Genomic DNA, 26,140 nt, shown 5'->3' with positions numbered 1-26,140 from the left:
TTACGCGCAGGTGAACCAACCACAATCCAACAGCACTGGGGACGACGGAACCAACCGTCAAGCATCTGCTGATGCCGGTACGGCATCAGGGCCTTCCGGATCGGCCTGAACAGGGCCGGGAATGCTTGGTTGCCGGCCGGCGGCCGGCACTACAATGCCGCCATGCAGATCGGTCCCTACAACATCCAGCCCAATGTCGTGCTCGCCCCCATGGCCGGCGTCACCGACAAACCGTTCCGCCTGCTGTGCAAACAGCTCGGCGCCGGCCTCGCTGCGTCTGAAATGACCATCTCCGATCCCCGCTTCTGGAATACCCGCAAGTCCCTGCACCGCATGGACCACGCCGGCGAACCCGACCCCATCAGCGTCCAGATCGCCGGCACCGAACCCCAGCAGCTCGCCGACGCCGCCCGCTACAACGTCGACCACGGCGCCCAGATCATCGACATCAACATGGGCTGCCCCGCCAAGAAGGTCTGCAACGCCTGGGCCGGCTCCGCCCTCATGCGCGACGAAGACCTCGTCGCCCGCATCCTCAGCGCCGTCGTCGGCGCCGTCGACGTACCCGTCACCCTCAAGATCCGCACCGGCTGGGACTGCGACCACCGCAACGGCCCCCGCATCGCCCATATCGCCGAAGACAGCGGCATCGCCGCCCTCGCCGTGCACGGCCGCACCCGCGACCAGCACTACACCGGCAGCGCCGAATACGAAACCATCGCCGCCATCAAGGCCGCCCTGCGCATTCCCGTCATCGCCAACGGCGATATCGACTCCCCGCAGAAAGCCGCCCATGTCCTCGCCCAGACCGGCGTCGACGCCGTCATGATCGGCCGCGCCGCCCAGGGCCGCCCCTGGATTTTCCGCGAAGTCGCCCACTACCTCGCCACCGGCACCCTGCTCCCCCCGCCGACCATCGAAGAAGTCCGCGACATCCTGCTCGGCCACCTGCATGCCCTGCACGCCTTCTACGGCGAGCCCCAGGGCGTCCGCATCGCCCGCAAGCACCTCGGCTGGTACGCCAGGGACCGCCCCGAGAATGCCGCCTTCCGCGCCATCGTCAACCGCGCCGAAGACCCCGCCGGCCAGATCGCCCTCACCACCGACTACTTCAACGCCCTCGCCGCAGGCGAACCCCTGTCGTCCGCCGCCTGATCGATGTGACCGCCATGACCCCGATTGCCGCCCCCACCTACCTCCACGGCTTCTCCAACACCGAACAGCACCGCCTCGTCACCCAGGCCCGCCTGCTCGAATCCACCATCTTCAACAGCATCGACTACAGCGGCGCCCAGCGCCTGCTTGAAGTCGGCAGCGGCGTCGGCGCCCAGACCGAAATCCTCCTGCGCCGCTTCCCCGACCTGCACGTCACCGGCATCGACCTCAGCGACGCCCAGCTTGCCACCGCCCGCCAGAACCTCGAAAAGACCCCCTGGTGCAGCGAACGCTACAGCCTCCTCCAGGGCGACGCCGGCAACCTCCCGTTCGGCGCCCGCGAATTCGACTCCGCCTTCCTGTGCTGGGTCCTCGAACACGTGCCCTCCCCCGCCCGCGTCCTAAGCGAAGTGCGCCGCGTGCTCGTGCCCGGCTCCCCCGTGTACGTCACCGAAGTCATGAACGCCTCGTTCCTGCTCGACCCGTATTCCCCGCACATCTGGCGCTACTGGATGGCCTTCAACGACTTCCAGTACGACCACGGCGGCGACCCCTTCGTCGGCGCCAAGCTCGGCAACCTGCTGCTCGCTGGTGGCTTCCGCGACGTGCATACCGAGATCAAGACCATCCACCTCGACAACCGCGAACCGGCCCGGCGCAAGACCATGATCGCCTTCTGGGAACAGCTGCTGTTGTCGGCTGCCGACCCGCTGCTCGAAGCCGGCCTGGTCGACCAGGAAACCGTCGACGGCATGCGCCGCGAGTTCTCGCTGGTGCAGAACGATCCGAACGCCGTGTTCTTTTTCTCGTTCGTGCAGGCGCGCGCTACGGTGTATTGAGGGCAGAGGGGCAGAGCCCCGCTCTACGGCCGGGCAGAGCCCGGCGCTTCGGCAGGATTATCGGTTTGTGGGGGCGTTTGCCAGATGCGTTCCCACAGGGTTCCGAAGCGGCGCTTCGCGCGAGCCCTGCCCTGTTCGCCTTCGTAGGCCGGGCGCAGCTGCTCCGGCACGATCGCCACCCAGCGTTCGCCCTCCGCACGCGCCACCGCGAACGTGAACGTGTAATCCGGTTCCAGCCCCATGCGCAGATCGCTCAGCTGCAGCCGGTCGTCCACCACCTGCGCGCGCATGAAGCCCCGGTTGAACCAGTTCAGGCGTGCCACCGCCGGGATGTGCACCGCCTGGCGCAGCGCCTGCACGTTCGACGGATAGCCGCGGAACGTCATCGGGCCCTCGTCGGCGACGACCGAGCGCTCGCCTATCACGTAGCCGCCCGGCGTCATTGCCACCACCTGCCACAGCAGCGTATTGAACGGCGTCGCCACCGAGAAGCGCGGCGCGGCGCCCAGCCCCATCGCCGCCAGCGCACGGTCCGCCTCGCGCTCCACCTGCTGCTTGGCCAGCAGCGACCAGCCCAGGTACCCCGTGCTCAGCACCAGCCCCGCCAGCAGCGCCTTCTGCGCCAGCGGCCGGCTGCGCGCGAACCACGCCACGATGCAGCCCAGCAGCAGCCACACCGTGTACAGCGGATCGATGATGAACACACTCGACCACATCGTCGGCGGCGGCGTGAACGGCCACCACAGCTGCGTGCCGTACACGGTGAACGCGTCCAGCAGCGGGTGGGTGATCAAGGCCAGCAGGATCGCCCAGAACCAGCGCGCCGGTGCCTGCGCCACCCGGCCGTGGCCGTAGCGTTTGAACAGCCACCAGATCAGCGCCGCCACCCAGGGCAGCACCAGCAGCGAATGGCTGTAGCTGCGGTGTTCGGTCATCAGCGCCACCGGGTCGGCGGCGGTGAAGGCCAGCAGCAGCGCGTCGAGGTCCGGCAGCGTGCCGAGCGCCGCACCGGCCAACAGGGCGGCGCGGCGATGGCCGGCGGGGGCGATGGCGGCGGCGACCGCGCCGCCGAGAACGATCTGGCTCAGGGAATCCATCGGCCGATGGTACGGGAGCGGCGGGGTCTAGGGGCGTGTCCCGCAGTCACCCCGCAACGTGCCTCGACCCCACCAGCTGCACCAACGTCTGTCCCTCATGATCCATCAACCGCAGCCCCCCATCCGCATCCTCCGCCAGCGCCGTCAGGCTTTCCACCCAATCCCCATCGTTGGCGTAGACCAGACCGTCCCGCTCGACCAGCGCCGCGCGGTGGATATGCCCGCACACGATCCCGTCCAGCCCACGCTGGCGCACATCTGCCAGGCCCGCCTGCACGAACCGCTCGATGTAGGCCTCGGCCGCGCTGCTGCGCTTCTTCAGGAACGCCGACAGCGACCAGTAGCGCAGGCCCAGCCGGCCCCGCGCCGCATTGAGCAGCCGGTTGCCGGTGAGGATCCGGTAGTACAGCCAGTCGCCGAAGCGCTCCTGCAGCCCGCCGAAATGGGTCGCCCCGTCGTAGTCGTCGCCGTGCACCACCAGCAGCCTTCGCCCGTCTGCGGTGGTGTGGATCGCCCGGCGCCGCACCCGCATCGCCGGCAGCATCAGCCCGCACAGCTGGCGCAGCGAAGCGTCGTGGTTGCCCGGGATGTACACGATCTCGGTTCCCGCCCGGCGCAGCGCGTGCAGCGCCTCGATCACCGCGCTGTGCGCCGCCCCCCAGCTGGCACGGCGCTGCGCCAGCCACCACAGGTCGACGATGTCGCCCACCAGGTACAGGCGCTGGCAGCGCAGCCGGGACAGGAACCGGGCCAGTTCGGCCGCGTGGCAGTGGCGCGCACCCAGATGCACGTCGGACAGGAAAATGGTCCGTCGCCAGGGAAAGGGGGCGTCTTCCGCGGGCGGCGCTCCTACTGAACGGCCTGCGGCGGCGGGCGGATCGACGGCGGGGCCATCCTCCCACCAGGCGGCCTCACGCAACTGCAGACGCGGCTCGAGATCGTGCATGGCACTTGCTCCGGGGCGGCTGAATGGCCCGCAGCCTGCGCCCGGCATGCGGCAACCTCGTGACCGTCCGGCGGCAGGCCGATGACGGCGCCCCGCCAGAAGCCCGCCCGACGGGCCGCCTGGCTGTCACGCTGGTGGAACACTGGGCCCCGACGCTGGGGGCCAATCGCGCTGCACCGGCCCCTGCCGGTGGGCACGCCGGCTTAACCACGGGCAACCCCCGCTGGGCCACAATGCAATGGCGCGACTTGCCGTGTATCATTCGCGCCCATCTTTCCATCCGAATCAAAGGATATTACGCCTGATGTCCAGCTACCTGTTCACCTCCGAATCGGTCTCCGAAGGCCATCCGGACAAGATTGCCGACCAGATTTCCGATGCGGTGCTGGACGCGATCCTTGCCCAGGACCAGCGCGCCCGCGTGGCCTGCGAAACCATGGTCAAGACCGGCGTGGCGATCGTGGCCGGTGAAATCACCACCTCCGCCTGGATCGACCTGGAAGCGGTCACCCGCAAGGTGATCCTGGACATCGGCTATGACAGCTCCGACGTCGGCTTCGACGGCGCCACCTGCGGCGTGCTGAACCTGATCGGCAAGCAGTCGCCGCACATCGCCCAGGGCGTGGACCGCAAGAAGCCCGAAGAAATGGGCGCTGGCGACCAGGGCCTGATGTTCGGCTACGCCACCAACGAGACCGACAGCTACATGCCGGCCGCGATCCACCTGTCGCACCGCCTGGTCGAGCAGCAGGCCAAGATCCGCAAGAAGCGCAACTCGGCGCTGTCGTGGCTGCGCCCGGACGCCAAGAGCCAGGTCACCCTGCGCTATGAAAACGGCGAAGTGGCCGCCATCGACGCGGTGGTGCTGTCGACCCAGCACGCCCCGGGGATCAAGCAGAAGGACCTGATCGAGGCCGTCCGCGAAGAGATCATCAAGCCGGTGCTGCCGGCCAAGTGGCTGCACAAGGGCACCAAGTTCCACATCAACCCGACCGGCAAGTTCGAGATCGGCGGCCCGGTGGGCGACTGCGGCCTGACCGGCCGCAAGATCATCGTCGACACCTACGGCGGCTGGGCCCGTCACGGTGGTGGCGCGTTCTCGGGCAAGGATCCGTCCAAGGTCGACCGTTCGGCTGCCTACGCGGCGCGTTACGTGGCCAAGAACGTCGTGGCCGCCGGCTTGGCCGACCGTTGCGAAGTGCAGGTTTCCTACGCCATCGGCGTGGCCGAGCCGACCTCGATTTCGGTCACCACCTTCGGCACCGGCAAGATCAGCGATGACAAGATCGAGAAGCTGATCCGCAAGCACTTCGACCTGCGCCCGTACGGCATCATCAAGATGCTGGACCTGATCCACCCGATGTACCAGCAGACCGCAGCCTACGGTCACTTCGGCCGCAAGCCGAAGGACTTCAGCTACCTCAACGCTGCCGGTGACACGGTCAACGCCACGGCCTTCTCCTGGGAGAAGACCGACCGCGCCGCCGCCCTGCGTGCGGATGCGAAGCTGAAATAAGACGAAGGGCCGCGAAAGCGGCCCTTCTCTTTTGAACCCATGGCTGACGAAATCAAATCCCACCAGCTCACCATGACCGTGCTGATGGCACCGGAAATGGCCAACTTCTCCGGCAAGGTCCACGGCGGCGCGATCCTGCGCCTGCTCGACCAGGTCGCCTACGCCTGCGCCAGCCGCTATGCCGGCCGCTACGTGGTCACCCTCTCGGTGGACCAGGTGACCTTCCGCGAACCGATCGCGGTGGGTGAGCTGGTCACCTTCCTGGCCTCCGTGAACTACACAGGCACCTCGTCCATGGAAGTAGGGGTCAAGGTGGTGGCCGAGGACATCCTCAAGCGCAGCGTGCGCCACGCCAACAGCTGCTTCTTCACCATGGTCGCGGTCGACGACGACGGCCGGCCGACCCCGGTACCGCCGCTGGAGCTGGAGAGCAGCAACCAGCGCAGGCGTCATGCGGCGGCATTGCTGCGCCGGCAGCTGCGCGCGGAGATGGAGCAGCGCCAGCGGGAGCTGCTCGCGTCAAACCCGCCCAGCCCGGAAGTGTAGTGCCGGCCGCTGGCCGGCTCTTCCGGATGCTGCCGGCAGGTGCGTGGAGCCGGCCAGCGGCCGGCACTACCGGGTGTTGCCCACGGCCAGGGTCAACCGGTGTTCTGTACGCCCTGCGAGACGCCGTTGACGCAGGCCACCAGCGCGCGCAGCACTTCGTCGTCTTCCCCGCCACTCTCGCGCCAGCGGCGCAGCAGGTCGACCTGCAGCACGCTGATCGGGTCGATGTAGGGATTGCGCAGGCGGATCGACAACGCCAGCCGCTGGTCGTGCTGCAGCAATGCATCCTGGCCGGAGATGGCGAGGATCAGGCGGCCGGTCAACGCCAGCTCGCGCTGGATCTGCGGGAAGAACGTGTCATGCAGCGGCCCCGCCAACTGCGAGAACTGCTCGGCAATGGTGATGTCGCCCTTGGACAGCACCATCGCGATGTCGTCCAGGAAGGTGCTGAAGAACGGCCAGTCGCGCGCCATCTCCTGCAGGGTCGCTTCGTGGCCCGCATCGATCGCCGCCTGCAACCCGCTGCCCACCCCGTACCAGCCGGGAATCACCGCGCGCGCCTGGCTCCAGGCGAACACCCACGGAATCGCGCGCAGGTTGCCCAGCGCCGCGTCCTGGCCCAGGCGCCGTGACGGGCGCGAGCCCAGCGTCATCCGCTCGATCACGTCGATCGGCGTGGCATGGCGGAAGTACTGCATGAAGTCCGGCTGGCCCACGAATGCGCGATAGGCCTCGGCGCTCTTCTCCGCGACCCGGTCCATCACCGGCCGCCACTGCGCTTCGCGCGGCTCGGGCGCGCGCGGACGCAGGCTCGAACGCAGCACCGCACCCGTGGACTGCTCCAGCGAACGCAACGCCAGCGCGCGGATGCCGTACTTGCGGTGGATCACCTCGCCCTGCTCGGTGACCCGCAGGCGGCCGTCGATGCTGCCGCGTGGCGAGGCGTCCACCGCGTCGGTGGTCTTGCCGCCGCCGCGGCTGATCGAGCCGCCCCGGCCATGGAAGAAGGTCAGGCGGATGCCGCTCACGGCGGCCACCTCCAGCAGCTCCACCTGGGCGCGCTGCAGTCCCCAGCGCGACGCAGCGATGCCGCCGTCCTTACCGCTGTCCGAGTACCCCAGCATCACCATCTGCACGTCATCGCGCGCGCTGAGGTGCGCGCGGTAGACCGGATCGGCCAGCAGGTCGCGCAGGGTGTCGGTGCCGCGCTGCAGGTCGTCCACGGTTTCGAACAGCGGTGCGATGTCCAGCGGCACCGCGCCGCTGTCGTCGACCAGTCCGCCGCGCCGGGCCAGCGCCAGCACCGCCAGCACGTCGCTGCGGTCGTGCGCCATGGAGATGATGTAACTGCCCAGTGCATCCGCACCGTGGCGTCGGCGCGCATCGGCCAGTGCGGCGAACACCGCGTCCAACCGCTGGCCGCCCTCTTCCGTGCTCGCTGGCAGGCTCTGTTCGCCGCTCGCGAATGGCGCCAGACGGCGCGCACGGGTCACTGCGTCGGCGGCGTCCCACGCCTCCTGCCCGTCCAGCACGCTCGCCAGCGCGCGGCCATGCACGCTCGACTCCTGGCGCACATCCAGCCGCGCCAGGTGGAAGCCGAAGGTGCGCACCCGCCACAGCAGGCGGCGCACCGCGAAGCCACCGGCGTGGTCGCCCTTGTTGGCGTGCAGGCTGTCGAGGATCAGGGTGATGTCGTCTTCCAGTTCCTGCGGCGAGGCATAGGCACCTTCGGCATCGTCCAGCGTGGCCTGCACGCGCGCACGCATGCGGTCGTTGAGCAGGCGGTACGGCATGTCGGCGTGGCGCGGGCGCGACACCACCTTCGGCAGCAGCTGCTGGTAGTGCGCGACCCGGGCCTGCAGGGCGTCGCTGACCGCGATCCGCTCGGTGGACTGGCTGAGCAGGCTGGCCAGTTGCAGCAGGTCCTTCTGGTACCGGCCGAGCACGGCCTGGCGCTGCGCATCGAGCGTGTTGCGGATGGTGCCGGCGTCCACGTTCGGGTTGCCGTCCATGTCGCCGCCCACCCAGGTGCCGAATCGCAGCAGGCGTGGCAGTGGGATGCTCTCGCCATAGGTATCGAGCAGCGCCTGCTGCAGCGATTCGTACAGCACCGGGATCACCCGGTACAGCACCTGCACCAGGTAGAAGCCGACGTGTTCGCGTTCGTCATCGACGGTCGGCCGCACCGGCGAGGAATCCGTGGTCTGCCATGACGCGGTGAGCGCCATGCGGAAGCGCGCCGCATCGGCGGCGGCTTCGCCGGGGGTGCGCTGGCCGTCGAGGTTGTCGACCAGGCTGGCCACCATCAGCTGTTCTTTTTCCAGCAGCGCGCGGCGCACCGCTTCAGTCGGGTGCGCGGTGAATACCGGTTCGATGTCGATTCGCGGCAGCCACTGCGCCAGTTCCTCCAGGCTCACGCCCTGCGCCTTGAGCTGCTGCAGCGCGTCCTGCAGGCCATCCGGCTGCGGTGCAGCGGTGCCGGCGCGCTGGTAGTCGCGACGCCGGCGAATGCGATGCACGCGCTCGGCGATGTTGACCACCTGGAAGTAGGTACTGAACGCACGCACCATCGATTCGGCGCGTTCCGGCGACAGCCCGGCCAATGCCTCGTTGAGGTCGGAGAGCGGCGCGTCGCTTTCGCGGCGCGCGATCGCGCGGGTGCGCACCTGTTCCACATCATCGAAGAACTGCGTGGACACCTGCTCGGCAAGCAGGTCGCCGACCAGAGCACCTAGACGGCGCACATCGTCACGCAGGGGAATGTCGGGGGTGGCAAAGACGATGCTGCTGCGGTACTCGTTCATCTGCGACGCACTGGCCTCGGGAACGGAATCGCATCAAGCGTAACCCAGATTGCGCGGCGATCCGTGCCGCGCAAATGGTTTCAATTGCATGTGTTGGTGGGGGATTGCCACGCAGGGCGTGGCACTACCGGGGTGTTGGCTTTCCAATCGTCTGCTCCAGCCAGCGCTCGCTCTCGGCCAGCATCGTCATCAACGACTCGCGCGCGCGGTAATGGTGCGACTCGTTCGGCAGCATCACCAGCCGCGAAGTGCCGCCCAGTCCCTTCACTGCCGCGAACATGCGCTCGCTCTGCATCGGGAAGGTGCCGGAGTTGTTGTCGTCCTCGCCGTGGATGAAGAGGATCGGGTCCTTGATCCTGTCGGCGAAATTGAACGGCGACATCTTCAGGTACACGTCCTGGGCCTGCCAGAAGTTGCGCTCCTCGGCCTGGAAGCCGAACGGGGTGAGCGTGCGGTTGTAGGCGCCGCTGCGGGCGATGCCGGCCTTGAACAGGCGGGTGTGCGCGAGCAGGTTGGCGGTCATGAACGCGCCGTAGGAATGTCCGCCGATCGCGATGTGGTCGCGGTCGGTCACGCCACGCCGCACCACCTCGTCCACCGCCGCTTCGGCGTTGGCGACCAGCTGCGGCAGGTAGGTGTCGTTGGGTTCCTTGTCGCCTTCGCCGATGATCGGCATCGAGGGGCTGACCAGCACCGCGTAGCCCTTGGCCAGGAATGCCTGCGGACCCCAGTAGCTGATCGCGTTGAAGCGGTACGGCGAATCGGTCACCTGGCTGGCCGCCGCAGCGGTCTTGAACTCGCCCGGGTAGGCCCACATCAGCATCGGCAACGGGCCGTCCTTCTTCGCGGTGTAGCCCGGCGGCAGCATCAGCGTAGCGGTCAGGTCGACCCCGTCGTTGCGCTTGTAGCGGATCTGCTCCTTGCTCACCCCGCGCAGCTGCGGCAGCGGGTGCTCGAAACGGGTCAGCGCGCGCGGCGCCGCGCCGGTATCGGCCAGCGACTGTACGAAGTAATTCGGCGGCACGTCCGGCGACTCACGGGTCAGCAACAGCGAGGTGCCTTCCTGGTCGAGCAGCGCCTGCGGCAGCGCGTAGTCCGGCGCCTGTGAATGGAACAGGCGGGTGGCCTGGCGGCTTTCCAGGTCGAAGCGGTCGACGAACGGGCGGTCGCCCTCCGGCGAAGCGCCCAGGCCCAGCAGGAAGATGCTGCGCCCATCGCTGCTGGTCTGCAGCCGCGCACGACCGTTCACGTCGCGCACCAGCGCCGGGCGCCCCGGGTCGTTGTAGCGGTCCTGCGAGGAGCGCTCGGACAGCAGCTGCGGCGCCTGGTCGAGCTGGTCAGGCGCGATCCGCCACTGCTTGACCACGCGCGACTTCCACCACGACTCGTTGAGCAGGGCGAGGTCGCCACGGCCCCACTGGATGCCGGCATAGCGGCTTCCAAGCTGGGCCAGGGTCACCGGCGGTGCCTCGAACGGCGCCGCCTGCATCAGCACTGCGTCGCGTACCTTGGCCTCGCGGTTGGGGTCGCCGCCGTCCTGGGCCTCGGCCCAGACCAGGGTGGCCTCGGCATCCGCGCGCCAGCTCACGTTGCGCACGCCGGTCGGCACCGCGTCATTGCCGGTCGGCAGGCCTTCCACCAGCGGCAGGTTGGCCACGGTGTGTTCGAGCTTGCCGTCAGCCGCGTTCCACACTTCGATGCGGCGCGCGAAATCATCGGCCGGCACCAGGTAGGAGTAAGGACGCTGCACGCGTTCGGCCAGCACGTGGCGACCGTCCGGCGACACATCCAGGTCGAGGTAGACGCCGGCGCTGGACAACGGCGTGGTCGTTCCGTTGAGCGCGACGCGCACCGGCTGCGAGGTGGCGTAATGGTCGAACAGGCGCGCGTCGGCTTCGTTGCTCAACAGATCCTGGTAGGTGCGGATCGCGCGTACGCCGGCGTCGGCCTGGGTCTGCTGGATCGCCGGGCCGGTCGGAATGCCACCGGCCACCGGTGCCGGGCCCTGGCCCTTGGGCTGCAGGGTGGCCAGTAGGCCGCGGCTGTCCGGCAGCCAGGCGTAGCCGTCGCCGAACACGGTGTTGAGGTCGCCAAGCAGGCGCCGCGCGCTGCCGCTGGCCACGTCCACGATCCACAGTTCATTGGTACCGCTGGTGGCATGCACCTGGTTGAAGGCCAGGTACTGCTGGTCCGGCGACCAGGCCAGCGAAGCGATCGACAACGGCTGCGGCAGCCCGGTGATCTGGCGTTCCTTGCCATCGGCGATCGTCATCAACCACAGCTTGTCGACGAAGCTGAAACGGCTGGCCGAATGGGTGGCCGGATTGATCCGCACGCCGGCCAGTTTCAGTTCCGGCTGGGCGACGGTTTCGATCGACGGCAGCGGCGGACTCTGCAGCATGGCGGCGAGGTCGCGGCGCGGCGACAGGCTCAGGCTCGGCGCACGCGGCGCGTCGACTACCGCCTGCAGCGCCGCCGAGGGCAGCTGGTAGCCCTGCCCGACCTTGGCGGCGACCGCCGCCTGCGGCGTGGTTGCCCTGGTCGCCGGCGCGGCCAGCGCCAGCGGTGCGACCGCCAGCAGGGCCATGCCCACGATCAGTCGTGCGCTGCGGTGTGTGCCTGTCATGTTCGAGCCCCATCCTGTGCAAACCTTGGACCTTAACAGCGGGGCGTGGTTTGCCCCCCTGCCGTTGGTTGGGTCGGGGCGCCGATTCATGCCCGGGCGGTGCGCCGCGATATACTGGGCATTCCCCTCCACCGAGGGGCGCTGCGACCGCTGCCGGACCCGATCCGCACGGCCAGGCTCGGTGGCAGGGCTGGTTCCAACGGCGCCCGGCGAAGACAATTCATCGTCACATACCGGAGCTTCCATGAACGCTGTTGCCAAGACCTTCTCCACCGAAGGCGATTACAAGATTGCCGATATCTCCCTGGCCGACTGGGGCCGCAAGGAACTGGATATCGCCGAGCACGAAATGCCGGGCCTGATGTCGATCCGCCGCAAGCACGCCGCCACCCTGCCGCTGAAGGGCGTGCGCGTGACCGGTTCGCTGCACATGACCATCCAGACCGCGGTGCTCATCGAAACCCTGAAGGACATCGGTGCCGACGTGCGCTGGGCCTCGTGCAACATCTTCTCGACCCAGGACCACGCCGCCGCGGCGATCGCCAAGTCCGGCACCCCGGTGTTCGCCTGGAAGGGCGAAACCCTGGAGGAGTACTGGGACTGCACCCTGGACGCACTGACCTTCACCCTGCCCGACGGCACCCTGACCGGCCCGGAGCTGGTGGTCGACGACGGCGGCGACGTCACCCTGCTGATCCACAAGGGCTATGAGCTCGAGAACGGCAGCACCTGGGTCGACGAAAAGGCGTCCTCGCACGAAGAACAGGTCATCAAGAACCTGCTCAAGCGCGTGGCCAAGGAGCGCCCGGGTTACTGGGGCCGCGTGGTCAAGGACTGGAAGGGCGTTTCCGAGGAAACCACCACCGGCGTGCACCGCCTGTACCAGCTGGCCCAGGCCGGCACCCTGCTGATCCCGGCGATCAACGTCAACGACTCGGTCACCAAGAGCAAGTTCGACAACCTGTACGGCTGCCGCGAGTCGCTGGCCGACGGCCTGAAGCGCGCGATGGACGTGATGCTGGCCGGCAAGGTCGCCGTGGTCTGCGGCTACGGCGACGTGGGCAAGGGCTGCGCCGCCTCGCTGCGTGCCTATGGCGCGCGCGTGGTGGTCACCGAGATCGACCCGATCTGCGCCCTGCAGGCGGCGATGGAAGGCTTCGAGGTCAACACCATCGAGTCGACCCTGGGCCGTGCAGACCTGTACGTCACCACCACCGGCAACAAGGACATCATCCGCATCGAACACCTGAGCGCGATGAAGGACCAGGCCATCGTCTGCAACATCGGCCACTTCGACAACGAGATCCAGGTCGATGCGCTGGTCGGTTTCCCGGGCGTGCAGCACATCAACATCAAGCCGCAGGTGGACAAGTACGTGTTCCCGAACGGCAACGCGATCTTCCTGCTGGCTGAAGGCCGCCTGGTGAACCTGGGCTGCGCCACCGGCCACCCGAGCTTCGTGATGTCCAACTCGTTCGCCAACCAGACCCTGGCGCAGATCGACCTGTGGGCGAACAAGGACAGCTACGAGAAGAAGGTGTACCTGCTGCCGAAGAAGCTGGACGAGGAAGTGGCGCGCCTGCACCTGGAGAAGATCGGCGTGAAGCTGACCACCCTGACCCAGGACCAGGCCGATTACATCGGCGTGCCGGTGGAAGGTCCGTTCAAGCCGGAGCATTACCGCTACTGATGGGGGTGCCGGGCAGCGCCCGGCGCTACCGGATGGGTTGCCGACCGGTGGTCGGCGGCATCCGGGATTCAAACGGGCGCCTTAGGGCGCCCGTTTTCGTTAAGCGGCTTTCATCCCGATTGCACCCAACCCTCACATCGGGCCCGGGATGATCGGCGCGCGGGGGAATATCTGGATGCTTTCCGGAGATTTCCATGAATATCAAGTTCGTACTTCCCGCACTGCTGGCACTGTGCGGTGCCTTCTACACGTCCCCCGTCCACGCTGCTGAATATCGGTGCATGGTGTTTTCCGGCGCCGATGGCTCGAAGGTGGAAGGAAGCAGCAATGAAGATGGGAAATACCTCATCAAAGCTGCCGACCTGAAGGCAGCGGAGGCGGGCGCACTGGCTGCCGCCACGCGCTACAAGAAGGGGAAGGTCACTCTGACCAAAGCCCAATGCGATCCGGTGACCGGGACATCAAGCACCGCAGCTTCGGAACCAACGTCGACAACGACGGCACCTGCGCCAGCACCGGCAGCGACCACGTCGCCGGCTGCAGGTTCCGGAACGTCGTACTACTGCGCCGTATGGGATGCCGACGGCGCACGGCTGGAGGCGTCCTCGGCCGACTCGGGCACCTACAGGATCACCGCCGCCAACTCCAGTGCTGCCGAGGACCTGGCCGTAGCTGCGGCAAGGAAGCAACATGCCGGTGCGGACAGTGCGCAGTGCGAAACGAGGCTTGCCGCGTTCGACTCGTACTGAGACTCGAACGAAGTACTCGAAGCGGGCGTCACTGGCGCCCGCTTTTTCCGTGCGGCCACTCCAGCGGTAGCCTGGGTCAAGCCAGGCCGGCGCCACCTCGTTACGATGTGCTTTTCCCGGCAATGCGACCTGCCATGACCCCGGCCATCAACCTGCTCAGCAAGCACGGCATCGCGCACCGCGTGCTGTCCTATCAGCATGATGCCAACGCCGCTTCTTACGGCGGCGAGGCCGCGCAGCAACTCGGTCTGGACCCTGCGCAGGTGTTCAAGACCCTGCTGGCCAGCACGGAAAAGCATGAGCTGCTGGTGGCGATCGTCCCTGTCAGCGGCAGCCTGGACCTGAAGGCGCTGGCTGATGCCGCGGGCTGCCGGAAGTGCGAGATGGCCGATGTGGCGGGTGCGCAGCGCGCGACCGGCTACCTGGTCGGAGGGATCAGTCCGCTGGGCCAGAAGAAAAAGCACCGGACGTTCATCGACGCCAGCGCGCAGGCGCTGGAGACGATGCATGTCAGTGCTGGGAGGCGCGGCCTGGAGGTGGCGCTGGCGCCGGGGGATTTGATTGCGTTGACGGCAGGGCAGGTTGTCAGCATTGGCCGGTAGAGCCACGCCCTGCGTGGCTGCGCGGTAACGTGTCTTCGTTCGACATTGCAGCCACGCAGGGCGTGGCTCTACCGCGGTGTGAACGTCAGGGCCGCCAATTCGCGTTGTTCTCCCAGAACGCCACCGCGCGCTGGTACGCCTCGCGATCCAGCGGCACGCCGGATCCGCCCTCCTCCACCCCCAGCGCATTGCGCATCATGGTGATCGGCGCCATCGGCACCTCTTCCGGCTCGGCGGTGTAGATGCAACCCACAATGCCCCAGTCGGCCTCAATCGGCGAGCCTTCCTTCGCCAGCTGCTCCGCGCTGTACAGGATCACCACCAGATAGTTCGCGCGCGGCGACTCCACCCCTTCGAACCAGCGCACCAGTACCGGCAGCTCATCACGGTTGCGCGCCTCGTAGCCGCTGCGCAGCTGGTGGCGGTTGGCGTCGGTGACCGGGACGGTCAGGCAGCGGGTGCTGGTCCAGTTTTCGTACACATGCAGCTTGCAGAACGGCGCGTAGCCATCGAGCACCTTGAACGGCGCGTGCGCGTTGAGGTGCGCCTGGAACTGCTCGGCGGTGCAGTCCTGGATGGTATTGCCACGCGGCACGCGCGGGAACAGGCGGGGACGGGCGAACTCGGTAAGGACGATGGTCATGGCGTCGAAGCGTGAAAACAGGCGCACAGGGTAACCGCTGCGCACGATTTTACATTCATCGCGATGGAGCGATATGATGGCCTCACGCCCGCCGCCGCTGCCGCCCATGACCGCCCTCAGCTTCGAGTTCTACCCGCCCAAGACCGACGAACAGCGCGCCCAGCTGGACCGCACCGCAGGCAAGCTGGCGTCCTACGCGCCCGAGTATGTGTCCTGCACCTTCGGCGCCGGCGGCTCGACCCTGAGCTATACGTCCGAAACCGTGCGCCACCTCAAGCAGCACCACGGCTTCGAGGCGGCGCCGCACCTGTCCTGCGTGGGCGGCAGCCGCGAGGAGATCCGCGAGCTGCTCAAGCTGTACCGCGCCATCGGCTGCCGGCGCATCGTCGCGCTGCGCGGCGACCTGCCCTCGGGCATGGGCCACCCCGGCGACCTGCGTTATGCGAGCGAACTGATCGCCTTCATCCGTGCCGAGCATGGCGACGCATTCCACATCGAGGTCGGCGCCTATCCGGAAACGCACCCGCAGTCGGACGACGCGCTGCGCGACCTGACGTACTTCAAGGCCAAGATCGACGCCGGTGCCGATGCGGCCATCACCCAATACTTCTACAACGCCGACGCGTATTTCCACTTCGTCGACGCGGTACGCAAGCTCGGCGTGCAGGTGCCGATCGTGCCGGGGATCATGCCGATCTCCAACTTCAGCCAGCTGCGTCGTTTCTCCGAACAGTGCGGTGCGGAGATCCCGCGCTGGATCGGCAAGCGCATGCAGGCCTATGGCGATGACGCCGAGTCGGTACGCGCGTTCGGCGCTGAAGTGGTGGCGCAGCTGTGCGAACGGCTGGTCGCCGGCGGCGCACCGGGGCTGCATTTCTACACCCTCAACCTGGCCAAGCCGACCACCCAGGTGCTGAAGTTGCTGGGCCGCTGAACGGGTCACGCCGAATCGCTTGCAGATAACGCGTTCGCCGCTACGCTGCTGCAATGAAACTGGTCGCCCCGCTGCTGTTGTCGCTTTGCCTGCTGTGCTGGGCCCCCTGGGCGCAGGCACAGGCGCAGCGCGTGAACCGCTGCACCACCGCGCAGGGCGAAACCGTGTTCACCGACCGCAGCTGCGATTCGCTGGGTGCCAGCGCGCGGATGCCGCCGCGCGCGGCTTCGGTCGGTAACACCGGCATCTACCGCGCCGGGTGCGCTCGCCGGCTGAGCGAGTTGACCGGGCAGATCCGCGATGCGGTCAGCCAGCAGGACGTGAATCGGCTGTCCTCGATCTACCTGTGGGGCAATGTTTCCGATGCCACCGCCAACAGCATCATCGGGCGGCTGGAGTCGGTGGTGCAGCGGCCGTTGATCGATATCGCGCCGGTGTATCCGGAGGTGGCGGCAGTGCCGACGCCGGTGCCGGTGGATCCGAATGCGAGCCTGGTGGAGGCGGTGGCGACAGTGGCGCCGGTTTCGCGGCCGCGCCCCATCGGGTTGCGGTTGGAGCAGACCCTGGGGAACAGTGCGACGCCGGCGCGGACCGTGTTCGGGTTGCGGCGGGCGTATGGGTGTTTCTGGATTACGTTGTAGTTCGGGCAGTGCGTGGGACACGCGTGGCGTGTCGCTACGCGGTGGTCATGTCGGCCACAACGCGCTGATCGAGGCGATGCCCTGGGCGCCGTGGCGGCGGGCCTGGGTGATGTCGTCCGGGTGCAGGCCGCCGAGGGCGTAGATCGGCAGCGATACCTGGGCGCGCAGGGTTTCGAAGGCCTCCCAGCCGATCGGGGCGGTGCCCGGATGGCTGGTGGTGGCCTGGACCGGGCCGAGCACGGCGAAGTCACAGCCCAGCCGCTGCGCGGCCTGCAGCTGCGGCAGGTCGTGGCAGGAGGCGGCCACCAGCTGCTCGGCGGGCAACGGCCGCGCCTCCAGCTGCAGCAGCTGCTCGCCGCCCAGGTGCACGCCCACGCCCAGCCGGCGGGCCAGCTCGATGTCGCGGTTGAGCAGCCACTGCACCCCGCTGCGGTGGCGCGACACGGCCTGCTCGGCCAGCTGGATGCGGGCCGGGCTGGTCGGGGTGCGCAGCTGCACCCGGCGGACCCCCGCGTCCAGCGCGCGCGCCAGGCGCGCGTACCAGTCCTGGTGGGCGGCGTCCTCGTCGGTGTCCGGCTCGGGGGTGATCAGGTAGCGGTCCGGGTGGCGCAGCGCAGCCACGACCGGCAGGTCGGCGGGGGGCATGGAGTAGCGCGACAGCTTGTCCGGGGCCACCCAGGTGATCGCCTGGCCCTCGCGGCCGCGCGGTGAGCCCTTCCAGCTGCGCACATGCCGCACTTCCAGGCGCAGGTGCTTGTCCGGGTAGGCCTGCGGCACGTCCATGATCCAGTCGCCGATCTCGGCCTCGATCCCCAGCTCTTCGCGCAGCTCGCGGACCAGCGCCTGCTCGGAACTCTCGCCGGTCTCGCGCTTGCCGCCGGGGAATTCCCACAGGCCGGCCATGTCGCGGTTTTCGGTGCGACGGTTGAGCAGGATGCGGCCGCGGGCATCGGTGATGACGGCAGCCACGACGTGGATCGATCGTCTGGGGGATGGCATGCGGTCAGGATGGCATAAAAAAACCCCGCTTTCGCGGGGTTTCCTGGATCAGGTCAGCTGGCCGTGGCAGTGCTTGTACTTCTTGCCACTGCCGCAGGGGCACGGGTCGTTGCGGCCGACCTTGGGCTCGTCGCGCGAGACCTGGGCCACGCCGTTGCGCTGCGCTTCCACGTCGGCTGCTTCCTCGTCGGCGCCGTAGCCACCCACGTTCTGGTGCTGGAACTGCGACTGCAGCAGGCGCGCTTCGGCCTGCTGGCGTTCGGCCGCTTCCAGCGCCGCCACTTCTTCTTCGCTGCGGATGCGCACACGTGCCAGCAGGGTCACCACTTCGCGCTTGACGTTCTCCAGCATTTCCGAGAACAGCTCGAAGGCTTCCTTCTTGTATTCCTGCTTGGGCTGCTTCTGCGCGTAACCGCGCAGGTAGATGCCCTGGCGCAGGTAGTCCATGCGGGCCAGGTGTTCCTTCCAGCTCTGGTCCAGCACGGTCAGCATGACGTGCTTTTCCAGCGCGCGCATGGTCTCTTCGCCGACGCCGGCTTCCTTCTGCTCGAAGTGCTCGTCGACGCGTGCCTGCACCTTGTTGGCGATGGCTTCGGCGTCGAGCTCTTCGTGCTGCTTGAGCAGGCCGGTGACGTCCATCTGCAGGCCCAGCTCGGAGGCCAGCGTCGCTTCCAGGCCGGCCAGGTCCCACTGTTCGTCGATCGAGTTCGGCGGCACGAAGCGCGCCACGATGTCGAAGATCACGTCGCCGCGGATGCCGTCGACGTTGTCCTTGACCGACTCGGCGTCGAGCAGTTCATCGCGCTGCGAATAGATGACCTTGCGCTGGTCGTTGTTGACGTCGTCGAAGTCGAGCAGGTTCTTGCGAATGTCGAAGTTGTGCGCTTCGACCTTGCGCTGCGCCTTTTCGATCTGGCGGCTGACCAGGCGGTCTTCGATGACGTCGTCTTCCTTCATGCCCATCATGCGCATCGCCTTCTGGACCCAGTCCGAGGCGAAGATGCGCATCAGGTTGTCTTCGAGCGACAGGTAGAAGCGCGAGGAACCCGGGTCGCCCTGGCGGCCGGAGCGACCGCGCAGCTGGTTGTCGATACGGCGCGATTCGTGGCGTTCGGTGCCCACGATGTGCAGGCCGCCGGCCGCCTTGACCTGGTCGTGGCGGACCTGCCAGTCGGCCTTGACCTTGGCGCGCTGCTCGGCAGTGGCGTCTTCGCCCAGCGCGTGCAGCTCCGCTTCATGCGAACCGCCCAGCACGATGTCGGTACCGCGACCGGCCATGTTGGTGGCGATGGTCACCGCGCCGGGCATGCCGGCGTTGGCGATGATGGTCGCTTCGCGGTCGTGCTGCTTGGCGTTGAGCACTTCGTGGTGCACGCCGGCCTTGCGCAGGTGCTCGGACAGCATTTCCGAGGTTTCGATCGAGGTGGTGCCGACCAGCACGGGCTGGCCGCGCGTGTTGCATTCCTGGATGTCGGCCAGCACGGCGTTGAACTTGCCGTTGCGGTTGAGGAACACCTGGTCCGGCGAGTCCTTGCGGATGGTCGGGCGGTTGGTCGGGATGACCACCACTTCCAGGCCGTAGATGCTCTGGAATTCGTAGGCTTCGGTGTCGGCCGTACCGGTCATGCCGGACAGCTTCTTGTACATGCGGAACAGGTTCTGGAAGGTGATGCTGGCCAGGGTCTGGTTCTCGCGCTGGACCGGCACGCCTTCCTTCGCTTCCACCGCCTGGTGCAGGCCGTCGGACCAGCGGCGGCCGGCCAGGGTACGGCCGGTGAATTCGTCCACGATCACCACTTCACCGTCGCGCACGATGTAATCGACGTCGCGCTGGTAGATGGCATGCGCGCGCAGCGCGGCATTGAGGTGGTGGACCACGGTCAGGTTCTGCGCCGCGTACAGGCCTTCGGTTTCGGCGCTGAGGATGCCGGCGTCGACCAGCAGCTGCTCGGCGTGCTCCATGCCCGCTTCGGACAGGTGCACCTGCTTGCCCTTCTCGTCGACCCAGAAGTCGCCCTCGCCTTCTTCGGCTTCCTGGCGGATCAGGCTGGGCACCACGCGGTTGACGCGGATGTACAGCTCCGGGGAATCGTCGGCCGGGCCGGAGATGATCAGCGGGGTACGCGCTTCGTCGATCAGGATCGAGTCGACCTCGTCGACGATGGCGTAGTGCAGGCCGCGCTGGTAACGCTCGGCACGCGACAGCGCCATGTTGTCGCGCAGGTAGTCGAAGCCGAATTCGTTGTTGGTGCCGTAGGTGATGTCGCTGGCATAGGCCTCGCGCTTGTCGCTGTGCGGCATGCCCGGGTAGACCACGCCGACGCTCATGCCGAGCCAGTTGTACAGCTTGCCCATCTGCGCGGAGTCGCGGCGGGCCAGGTAGTCGTTCACGGTGACCACGTGCACGCCCTTGCCTTCCAGCGCGTTCAGGTACACCGGCAGCGTGGCCACCAGGGTCTTGCCTTCACCGGTGCGCATTTCAGCGATCTTGCCCAGGTGCAGGACCATGCCGCCGATCAGCTGGACGTCGTAGTGGCGCATGCCGAGCACGCGGCGGCTGGCCTCGCGGCAGACCGCGAAGGCTTCCGGCAGGACCTTGTCCAGGGCTTCGCCGTCGGCGATGCGCTGCTTGAACTCCGGGGTCTTGGCCTTGAGCTGCTCGTCGGAGAGCTTTTCGATGTCCGGCTCCAACGCATTGATCTTGGCGACGATGCGGTTGAGCTGGCGCAGCTGGCGTTCGTTACGACTGCCGAAGACGCGGGTAAGCAGGCTGTTGATCATTGAAGGAACCGGTTGGAATGAGACGCCCCAACGGCGGCGCTCCCCCTGGGACCGCCCGCCGCAAACGAAACAGGGCGCATCGCGCCCTGTCTATGGCAACACCCATTGTAGCTTGGGACGAGGGCACTTGGTTTCAAGCGCCCGCGATCCGCCAGATGCAGCCCTCAGCCGCGGGAGACCCGCCCGACCGGGGTGTTGCCGCCGTCGCCCAGGAACTTGCGCGGGTTGACCACCTGGCCGCGTTCCCAGACCTCGAAGTGCACGTGGGCACCGGTGGAACGGCCCGTGGAACCGGCCTTGGCCACTTCCTGCCCGGCCCGGACCAGCGCGCCAACCTTCACCACCAGGCGCGAATTGTGCGCGTAGCGGGTCACGTAGCCGTTGCCATGGTCGACGTCGACCACGTTGCCATAGCCGCCCTTCACGCCGGCGAAGCTGACCACGCCGTCGGCCACGGACATCACCGGGTCGCCGACCTTGGCATGGAAATCGATGCCTTTGTGGTTGCCGCGACCGCGACCGAACGGGTCGGCGCGACCGCCGAAGCTGGAGGTGATGTAGCTGTTGCGGATCGGCATGCGACCCGGCACCGCGTTCTGGTCCAGCTGATGGTCGAACATCAGCGACTCCATCACCGACAACTGGCGGCCTGAAGCAGCGAAGCGCTGCTCCAGCACCTGTAAGTCGGCGTTGACCGCGCTGACCGGGATGTCCTGGGTCGGGCCGGGTTCGCCTTCACCGAGGCCGGGGGTCTCGTTGAAATCGAACTCGCCGTCTTCCAGCTTGCCCATCTGGGTCAGGCGCTCGCCGAGCGCGTTGAGCCGGGTCGCCTGCGCCTGCAGCTCGCCCATCCGGGCGGCCAGCGCGTTGACCTGGGTCTGCGCGTCCTGCTGGGCCTTGGCCAGGTCGCGTTCCTGCTGGGCGACCTTGGCGTGGAGCCGGGAATCATTGAACATGCTGCCGCCCAGGCCGGCACCGAAGCCGATCAGGCAACCCAGGCCGAGCACGCTGCCCAGCAGGGCGCGGGGCCTGTCCTCGAAGTAGAAACGCAAACGCGCAAGCGGCGTCTTGGCCTGTCCTTCACGCGTTTTGATTACGATCTTTTTGAATGCCATCAGTGAGTTTTCATGTCTGAGCCGAAATCCAGTGCCCGTCCCGCATCCGCCCCGAAGCCGGCGCTGGATGCAGTCATGGATGGCAAAACCAGCAACCCGCTGCGTCGTGCGCTGTGGCTCGACACGCTGGACCGTCAGTTGCGCCCCCATCTGCCGCCCACCCTGGCCACCCGTTGCCGGCTGGCGAATGTAAACGGCGAACACCTCGTTTTTGTCGTCGACTCCGCCGTGTGGCATGCCAAGGTGCGGCTTGCCGAAGCACAGCTGATCGACGCGGCCCGTTCCATCGGGCTGAAGGTCACCAAGGTGACCGTCAAAACCGCGGCTGCCCCTCCTCCACGCTCCCCAGCGATCGACAACAGGAATGGCCCCCACGCAGTTTCAGCCGCCACGCACAAAGGGCTACGCGACGCGTTGGCCTGTCTGAAGGACGTGGACTGATCCACGACCCGCAGGCATCGGGGCGTCCCGCCCCTTCCCCGTCGTCGTCACAAAGGTGTGAATCTGGCAGGGAGCCGGCGGCCATCGTAGCCGCGCCGGGTCGACCAGTCGTTATTCTTTTATTAAATAAACGTTAAAGTTGGTCGGAAACGGGATCGGGTTCACAAAAATGTGACCACGGTACGTAGACGGTTCATTGACATCAACATCACATCCGGGCGCGGCCCGGAATGCAGAACGGCGCCGAGGGCGCCGTTCGTTTTTAAACGTTTTCAAGCACTTACGCGTAAGCGGGGACGCCGTACACCACCGGCACGTCGCTGCTCGGAGCCTCGTAGCTGACCCACTCCCAGGCGCTGGCATCGGCCAGCAGGGCGCGCACCAGTTTGTTGTTGAGCGCGTGGCCGGACTTGAAGCCTTCGTAGGCGCCCAGCACCTGGCCGCCGGCGAGGTAGAGATCGCCGATCGCGTCGAGGATCTTGTGGCGCACGAACTCGTCGGCATAACGCAGGCCGTCGTCGTTGAGCACGCGGAATTCGTCGAGCACGATGGCGTTGTCCATCGAACCGCCCAGGCCGAGGTTGCGCTCGCGCATGTACTCCAGGTCGCGCATGAAGCCGAAGGTGCGCGCGCGGGCGATTTCCCTGGTGTAGGCGGCCGTGGAGAACTCGATCTCGGCGCGCGACTGCTTGGCCGGGATCATCGGGTGGTCGAACTGGATGGTGAAACCGAGCTTGTAGCCTTCATAGGGCTCGAAGCGGGCGACCTTGTCGCCGTCGGTGACTTCCACCGTCTTGAGGATGCGGATGAAGCGCTTCGGCGCGTCCTGTTCGGCGATGCCTGCCGACTGCAGCAGGAACACGAACGGGCCGGAGGAACCGTCCATGATCGGCAGCTCGGCCGAGGACAGCTCCACGATGATGTTGTCCACGCCCAGGCCGGCCAGGGCCGACATCAGGTGTTCGACGGTCTGGATCTTGGCGTCGTTGCAGGTCAGGCCGGTGCACAGGGTCACTTCGGTGACCAGGTCGGCACGGGCCGGCACTTCCACCACCGGGTCCAGGTCCACGCGCCGGAACACGATGCCGTGATTGACCGGCGCCGGGCGCAGGGTCATGTAGACCTTGTCACCGCTGTGCAGGCCAACGCCCGTGGCGCGGATCGTGTTCTTGAGGGTGCGTTGGGGAATCATGGGGGCAACCGGGGGAAGCGCGCGGTCAGCGCGGCAGTGACAAACAAGAATAACACGCACTACCACCGCTCCTTTCTGAACCGGAGACGGCAGACTGCCGGGCCCATCCTGGCCCGGCAGCAAGGGACATGGAGGCGCTCACCGGGGAGGACAAGGCCCCGGCTGGCGATCCTCAGTCCGCCTGGCGGCGCAGGAACGCCGGGATGTCCAGGTAATCGTTGGGCAGTTCGGCCGTGGCCGGACCCGAGGACGCCGGTGCCGAGGCAGCCACGGTGTCGGCGCTGGGACGACGCAGGCCCAGGCCCATGCCGCCGACGGCCTTGGACACCGCGTCGGCGCCGTTGTCGAAGTCGCCGAACTCCGGCTGGCCGGTGGTGGCGTTGCGGACCAGCTTGATCGGTGCGCGCTCGCCCGGACGCTGGGACTTGGCGGCCACGGCGCGGTTCAGGCCGGTCGCGACCACGGTCACGCGGACCTCGTCCTGCATGTCCGGATCCAGCACGGTACCGACCACCACGGTGGCGTCTTCGGAGGCGAAGCCGTCGATGGTGCGGCCGATCTCGTCGAACTCGGCCATGGTGAAGTCGGCGCCGGCGGTGATGTTCACCAGGATGCCGTTGGCACCGGCCAGGTTCACATCGTCCAGCAGCGGGTTCTGGATGGCGGCTTCGGCGGCGGCCTGGGCGCGGTCATCGCCGCGGGCGGTGCCGGTACCCATCATCGCCAGGCCCATTTCGGACATGACGGTGCGCACGTCGGCAAAGTCGACGTTGATCAGGCCCGGACGCACGATCAGGTCGGCGATGCCCTGCACGGCGCCCTGCAGCACGTCGTTGGCGGCGCGGAAGGCCTGGATCATGGTGGCGTTGCGGCCGAGCACGGTGATCAGCTTTTCGTTCGGAATGGTGATCAGCGAGTCGCAGTGCTGGCTCAGTTCCTCGATGCCCTTCAGCGCGACCTGCATGCGGCGACGGCCTTCGAACGGGAACGGCTTGGTGACCACGGCCACGGTCAGGATGCCCATTTCCTTGGCCAGCTGTGCCACCACCGGCGCAGCGCCGGTACCGGTGCCACCGCCCATGCCGGCGGTGATGAACACCATGTCCGCGCCCTGCAGGGCGTCCATGATGCGCTCGCGGTCTTCCAGCGCGGCCTGGCGGCCCACTTCCGGATTCGCGCCTGCGCCCAGGCCCTTGGTGACGTTGGTACCCAGCTGCAGCTGCAGCTTGGCACCGCAATTCTTGATGGCCTGCGAGTCGGTGTTGGCGGTGATGAATTCCACGCCGTCCACGCTGGTGCTGACCATGTGCGCCACGGCGTTGCCGCCGCCGCCGCCCACGCCGATCACCTTGATCACCGCATTGGGTGCCATCTTCTCAATCAGTTCGAAATGCGCCATGTCCGTGTCCTCGTTATATCCGCTTCTGGTTGGCATGGGCGCTTTGGCGTCCTGCCATTGCGCTGCATGTTGCCGTTGCGGCTGTGTGGGTTATGTATGTAGCGGTGTGGTGCACCGGAATGTTTCCCGGTTTGAAGCACGCCGATGGTCAACCGGCGGTATCGCCCCGGGGCGTCAGAACTCGCCCCGGAACCATGTCTTGAGTTTGTTGAACATGCTGCCCGCGCGCCCGGTGGGCAGCGACGGACGGCGCGGGTGTTCGGTCTGGCTGCCCATCAGCAGCAGGCCCACGCCGGTGGCGTGCACGGGATTGCCGACCACTTCGCCCAGCCCGGTGACGTGCTGCGGAATGCCCACGCGTACCGGCATCTGCAGCATTTCCTCGGCCAGTTCGACCACGCCTTCCATCTTCGAGGCGCCACCGGTGAGCACCATGCCGGCGCGCACCAGTTCCTCGAAGCCGGAACGGCGCAGTTCGGCCTGCACCATCTCGAAAATCTCTTCGTAACGGCCCTGCACCGCCTGGGCGAGCGCGTGGCGCGGCATCCGGCGCGGCGGACGGTCGCCGACGCTGGGCACCTGGATGCTTTCCTCGGCGGTGGCCAGCTGGGCCAGCGCGCAGGCATAGCGCACCTTGATCTGCTCGGCTTCCGGGGTCGGCGTGCGCAGCATGTGCGCGATGTCGTTGGTGACGTGGTCGCCGGCGATCGGCAGCGAGGCGGTGTGGCAGATGGCGCCCTGCACGAACACGGCCAGGTCGGTGGTGCCAGCGCCCATGTCGACCAGCACCACGCCCAGTTCGCGCTCGTCGGCGGTCAGCACCGCGACGCTGGAGGCCAGCGAAGACAGCACCAGGTCGTCCACCTGCAGGCCGCAGCGCTGCACGCACTTGCTGATGTTGGCCGCCGCCGACTGCGCGCATACCACCAGGTGGGCATGCACTTCCAGGCGCACGCCGGTCATGCCGACCGGGTTGCGGATGCCTTCCTGCGAGTCGTCCAGCACGTACTCGCGCGGGATCGCATGCAGGATCTTCTGGTCGGCCGGAATGGCCACCGCCTTGGCCGCATCCAGCACGCGGTCGAGGTCGCCCCAGGTCACTTCGCCGTCGCGGATCGGCACGATCCCCGGCGAGTTCTTGCACTGCACGTGGTTGCCCGAGATCGAGGCATACACCGAGCGGATCTCGCAGCCAGCCATGAGCTCGGCCTCTTCGACCGCGCGCTGGATCGACTGCACGGTCGATTCGATGTCCACCACCACGCCGCGCTTGAGCCCGCGCGACTCATGCGAGCCGATACCGATCACCTCGATCGGATTGCCCGGCGAATACTCGCCGACCAGTGCGACTACCTTGGAGGTGCCGATATCCAAGCCGACGATCAGCGATTTGTCACCCTTGCGATTCATGTCCTGTCCTGCGTG

General features: G+C 67.3%; 20 protein-coding genes, 1 pseudogene and 1 riboswitch. Of the genes and pseudogenes, 10 read left to right on the top strand and 11 right to left on the bottom strand.

Features of this window, described 5'->3' with window-relative positions; genetic code table 11:
* Window positions 1-162: 162 nt before the first annotated feature.
* Window positions 163-1,155, top strand: a complete 993-nt coding sequence (gene dusB / locus PDM28_RS03475) for a tRNA dihydrouridine synthase DusB (RefSeq protein WP_311183835.1) — start codon at window positions 163-165, stop codon at window positions 1,153-1,155.
* Window positions 1,140-1,994 (top strand): annotated as a pseudogene (locus PDM28_RS03470) (methyltransferase domain-containing protein); the annotation flags it as partial. The gene dusB and the pseudogene PDM28_RS03470, both read left to right, overlap by 16 nt.
* A gap of 23 nt (window positions 1,995-2,017) precedes the next feature.
* Here PDM28_RS03470 and PDM28_RS03465 read toward each other — a convergent pair.
* Both PDM28_RS03465 and PDM28_RS03460 read right to left on the bottom strand, forming a co-directional pair.
* Window positions 2,018-3,091, bottom strand: a complete 1,074-nt coding sequence (locus PDM28_RS03465; protein WP_311183834.1) for a metal-dependent hydrolase — start codon at window positions 3,089-3,091, stop codon at window positions 2,018-2,020.
* A 46-nt stretch (window positions 3,092-3,137) separates the two neighbouring features.
* A complete protein-coding gene (locus PDM28_RS03460; RefSeq protein ID WP_311183833.1) occupies window positions 3,138-4,037 on the bottom strand; it encodes a UDP-2,3-diacylglucosamine diphosphatase in 900 nt (299 codons plus the stop codon).
* 304 nt (window positions 4,038-4,341) lie between these two features.
* Here PDM28_RS03460 and metK point away from each other — a divergent pair, with 304 nt between their 5' ends.
* Together metK and PDM28_RS03450 are read left to right on the top strand one after the other, a co-directional pair.
* The gene (metK, locus tag PDM28_RS03455; protein WP_311183832.1) at window positions 4,342-5,553 is read left to right on the top strand and encodes a methionine adenosyltransferase; all 1,212 of its coding nucleotides are present in this window, start codon (window positions 4,342-4,344) and stop codon (window positions 5,551-5,553) included.
* Window positions 5,554-5,592: 39 nt separating this feature from the next.
* Window positions 5,593-6,099, top strand: a complete 507-nt coding sequence (locus PDM28_RS03450; RefSeq protein ID WP_311183831.1) for an acyl-CoA thioesterase — start codon at window positions 5,593-5,595, stop codon at window positions 6,097-6,099.
* 92 nt (window positions 6,100-6,191) lie between these two features.
* Here PDM28_RS03450 and ppc read toward each other — a convergent pair whose 3' ends face one another.
* Together ppc and PDM28_RS03440 are read right to left on the bottom strand one after the other, a co-directional pair.
* Complete coding sequence (gene ppc, locus PDM28_RS03445) at window positions 6,192-8,903, bottom strand: phosphoenolpyruvate carboxylase (RefSeq protein WP_311183830.1); 2,712 nt, start codon at window positions 8,901-8,903, stop codon at window positions 6,192-6,194.
* A 124-nt stretch (window positions 8,904-9,027) separates the two neighbouring features.
* Complete coding sequence (locus PDM28_RS03440) at window positions 9,028-11,529, bottom strand: S9 family peptidase (protein WP_311183829.1); 2,502 nt, start codon at window positions 11,527-11,529, stop codon at window positions 9,028-9,030.
* Between the two features lie 127 nt (window positions 11,530-11,656).
* A riboswitch (S-adenosyl-L-homocysteine riboswitch) is annotated at window positions 11,657-11,744 on the top strand.
* A gap of 29 nt (window positions 11,745-11,773) precedes the next feature.
* Here PDM28_RS03440 and ahcY point away from each other — a divergent pair.
* The 3 genes from ahcY to ybaK all read left to right on the top strand — a co-directional run bounded on the left by ahcY (window position 11,774) and on the right by ybaK (window position 14,570).
* The gene (gene ahcY, locus PDM28_RS03435) at window positions 11,774-13,219 is read left to right on the top strand and encodes an adenosylhomocysteinase (RefSeq protein WP_070208734.1); all 1,446 of its coding nucleotides are present in this window, start codon (window positions 11,774-11,776) and stop codon (window positions 13,217-13,219) included.
* A gap of 194 nt (window positions 13,220-13,413) precedes the next feature.
* Entirely contained in the window at window positions 13,414-13,968 is a 555-nt protein-coding gene (locus tag PDM28_RS03430) for a hypothetical protein (protein WP_311183828.1), read from the top strand.
* Between the two features lie 134 nt (window positions 13,969-14,102).
* Window positions 14,103-14,570, top strand: coding sequence for a Cys-tRNA(Pro) deacylase (ybaK, locus tag PDM28_RS03425; RefSeq protein WP_102946399.1), 468 nt, complete (start codon window positions 14,103-14,105; stop codon window positions 14,568-14,570).
* An 85-nt stretch (window positions 14,571-14,655) separates the two neighbouring features.
* On the opposite strand, the gene PDM28_RS03420 is transcribed toward ybaK, so the two are convergent.
* Window positions 14,656-15,213, bottom strand: coding sequence for a DUF3228 family protein (locus PDM28_RS03420; RefSeq protein ID WP_311184637.1), 558 nt, complete (start codon window positions 15,211-15,213; stop codon window positions 14,656-14,658).
* A 106-nt stretch (window positions 15,214-15,319) separates the two neighbouring features.
* Between PDM28_RS03420 and metF the strand changes: the two genes are divergently transcribed.
* Together metF and PDM28_RS03410 are read left to right on the top strand one after the other, a co-directional pair.
* Window positions 15,320-16,147, top strand: coding sequence for a methylenetetrahydrofolate reductase [NAD(P)H] (gene metF, locus PDM28_RS03415; protein WP_311184636.1), 828 nt, complete (start codon window positions 15,320-15,322; stop codon window positions 16,145-16,147).
* A 53-nt stretch (window positions 16,148-16,200) separates the two neighbouring features.
* On the top strand, window positions 16,201-16,788 hold the full coding sequence (locus PDM28_RS03410) for a DUF4124 domain-containing protein (protein ID WP_311183827.1): 588 nt from the start codon (window positions 16,201-16,203) through the stop codon (window positions 16,786-16,788).
* A gap of 45 nt (window positions 16,789-16,833) precedes the next feature.
* Here the strand turns inward: PDM28_RS03410 and PDM28_RS03405 are convergent, their stop codons facing one another.
* The 3 genes from PDM28_RS03405 to PDM28_RS03395 all read right to left on the bottom strand — a co-directional run bounded on the left by PDM28_RS03405 (window position 16,834) and on the right by PDM28_RS03395 (window position 21,683).
* A complete protein-coding gene (locus PDM28_RS03405; RefSeq protein WP_311183826.1) occupies window positions 16,834-17,787 on the bottom strand; it encodes a Nudix family hydrolase in 954 nt (317 codons plus the stop codon).
* Between the two features lie 48 nt (window positions 17,788-17,835).
* On the bottom strand, window positions 17,836-20,568 hold the full coding sequence (secA, locus tag PDM28_RS03400; RefSeq protein WP_311183825.1) for a preprotein translocase subunit SecA: 2,733 nt from the start codon (window positions 20,566-20,568) through the stop codon (window positions 17,836-17,838).
* A 164-nt stretch (window positions 20,569-20,732) separates the two neighbouring features.
* On the bottom strand, window positions 20,733-21,683 hold the full coding sequence (locus tag PDM28_RS03395; RefSeq protein WP_102946395.1) for a M23 family metallopeptidase: 951 nt from the start codon (window positions 21,681-21,683) through the stop codon (window positions 20,733-20,735).
* A 12-nt stretch (window positions 21,684-21,695) separates the two neighbouring features.
* Here PDM28_RS03395 and PDM28_RS03390 point away from each other — a divergent pair, with 12 nt between their 5' ends.
* Window positions 21,696-22,124: a DciA family protein gene (locus PDM28_RS03390; RefSeq protein ID WP_102946394.1), complete on the top strand. Its 429-nt coding sequence runs from the start codon at window positions 21,696-21,698 to the stop codon at window positions 22,122-22,124.
* Window positions 22,125-22,404: 280 nt separating this feature from the next.
* On the opposite strand, the gene lpxC is transcribed toward PDM28_RS03390, so the two are convergent.
* The 3 genes from lpxC to ftsA all read right to left on the bottom strand — a co-directional run bounded on the left by lpxC (window position 22,405) and on the right by ftsA (window position 26,125).
* Window positions 22,405-23,316: a UDP-3-O-acyl-N-acetylglucosamine deacetylase gene (gene lpxC / locus PDM28_RS03385; protein WP_311183824.1), complete on the bottom strand. Its 912-nt coding sequence runs from the start codon at window positions 23,314-23,316 to the stop codon at window positions 22,405-22,407.
* Window positions 23,317-23,488: 172 nt separating this feature from the next.
* Complete coding sequence (gene ftsZ / locus PDM28_RS03380; RefSeq protein WP_102946392.1) at window positions 23,489-24,715, bottom strand: cell division protein FtsZ; 1,227 nt, start codon at window positions 24,713-24,715, stop codon at window positions 23,489-23,491.
* A 174-nt stretch (window positions 24,716-24,889) separates the two neighbouring features.
* Window positions 24,890-26,125, bottom strand: coding sequence for a cell division protein FtsA (gene ftsA, locus PDM28_RS03375; protein ID WP_070209161.1), 1,236 nt, complete (start codon window positions 26,123-26,125; stop codon window positions 24,890-24,892).
* Window positions 26,126-26,140 lie beyond the last annotated feature (15 nt).

Origin of the sequence: Stenotrophomonas aracearum, from assembly GCF_031834615.1 — a bacterium.
Taxonomy (GTDB): Bacteria; Pseudomonadota; Gammaproteobacteria; order Xanthomonadales; family Xanthomonadaceae; genus Stenotrophomonas; species Stenotrophomonas aracearum.
Note: the sequence above shows the minus strand (reverse complement) of the source record. Positions and strands in the feature narration are given on the sequence as shown.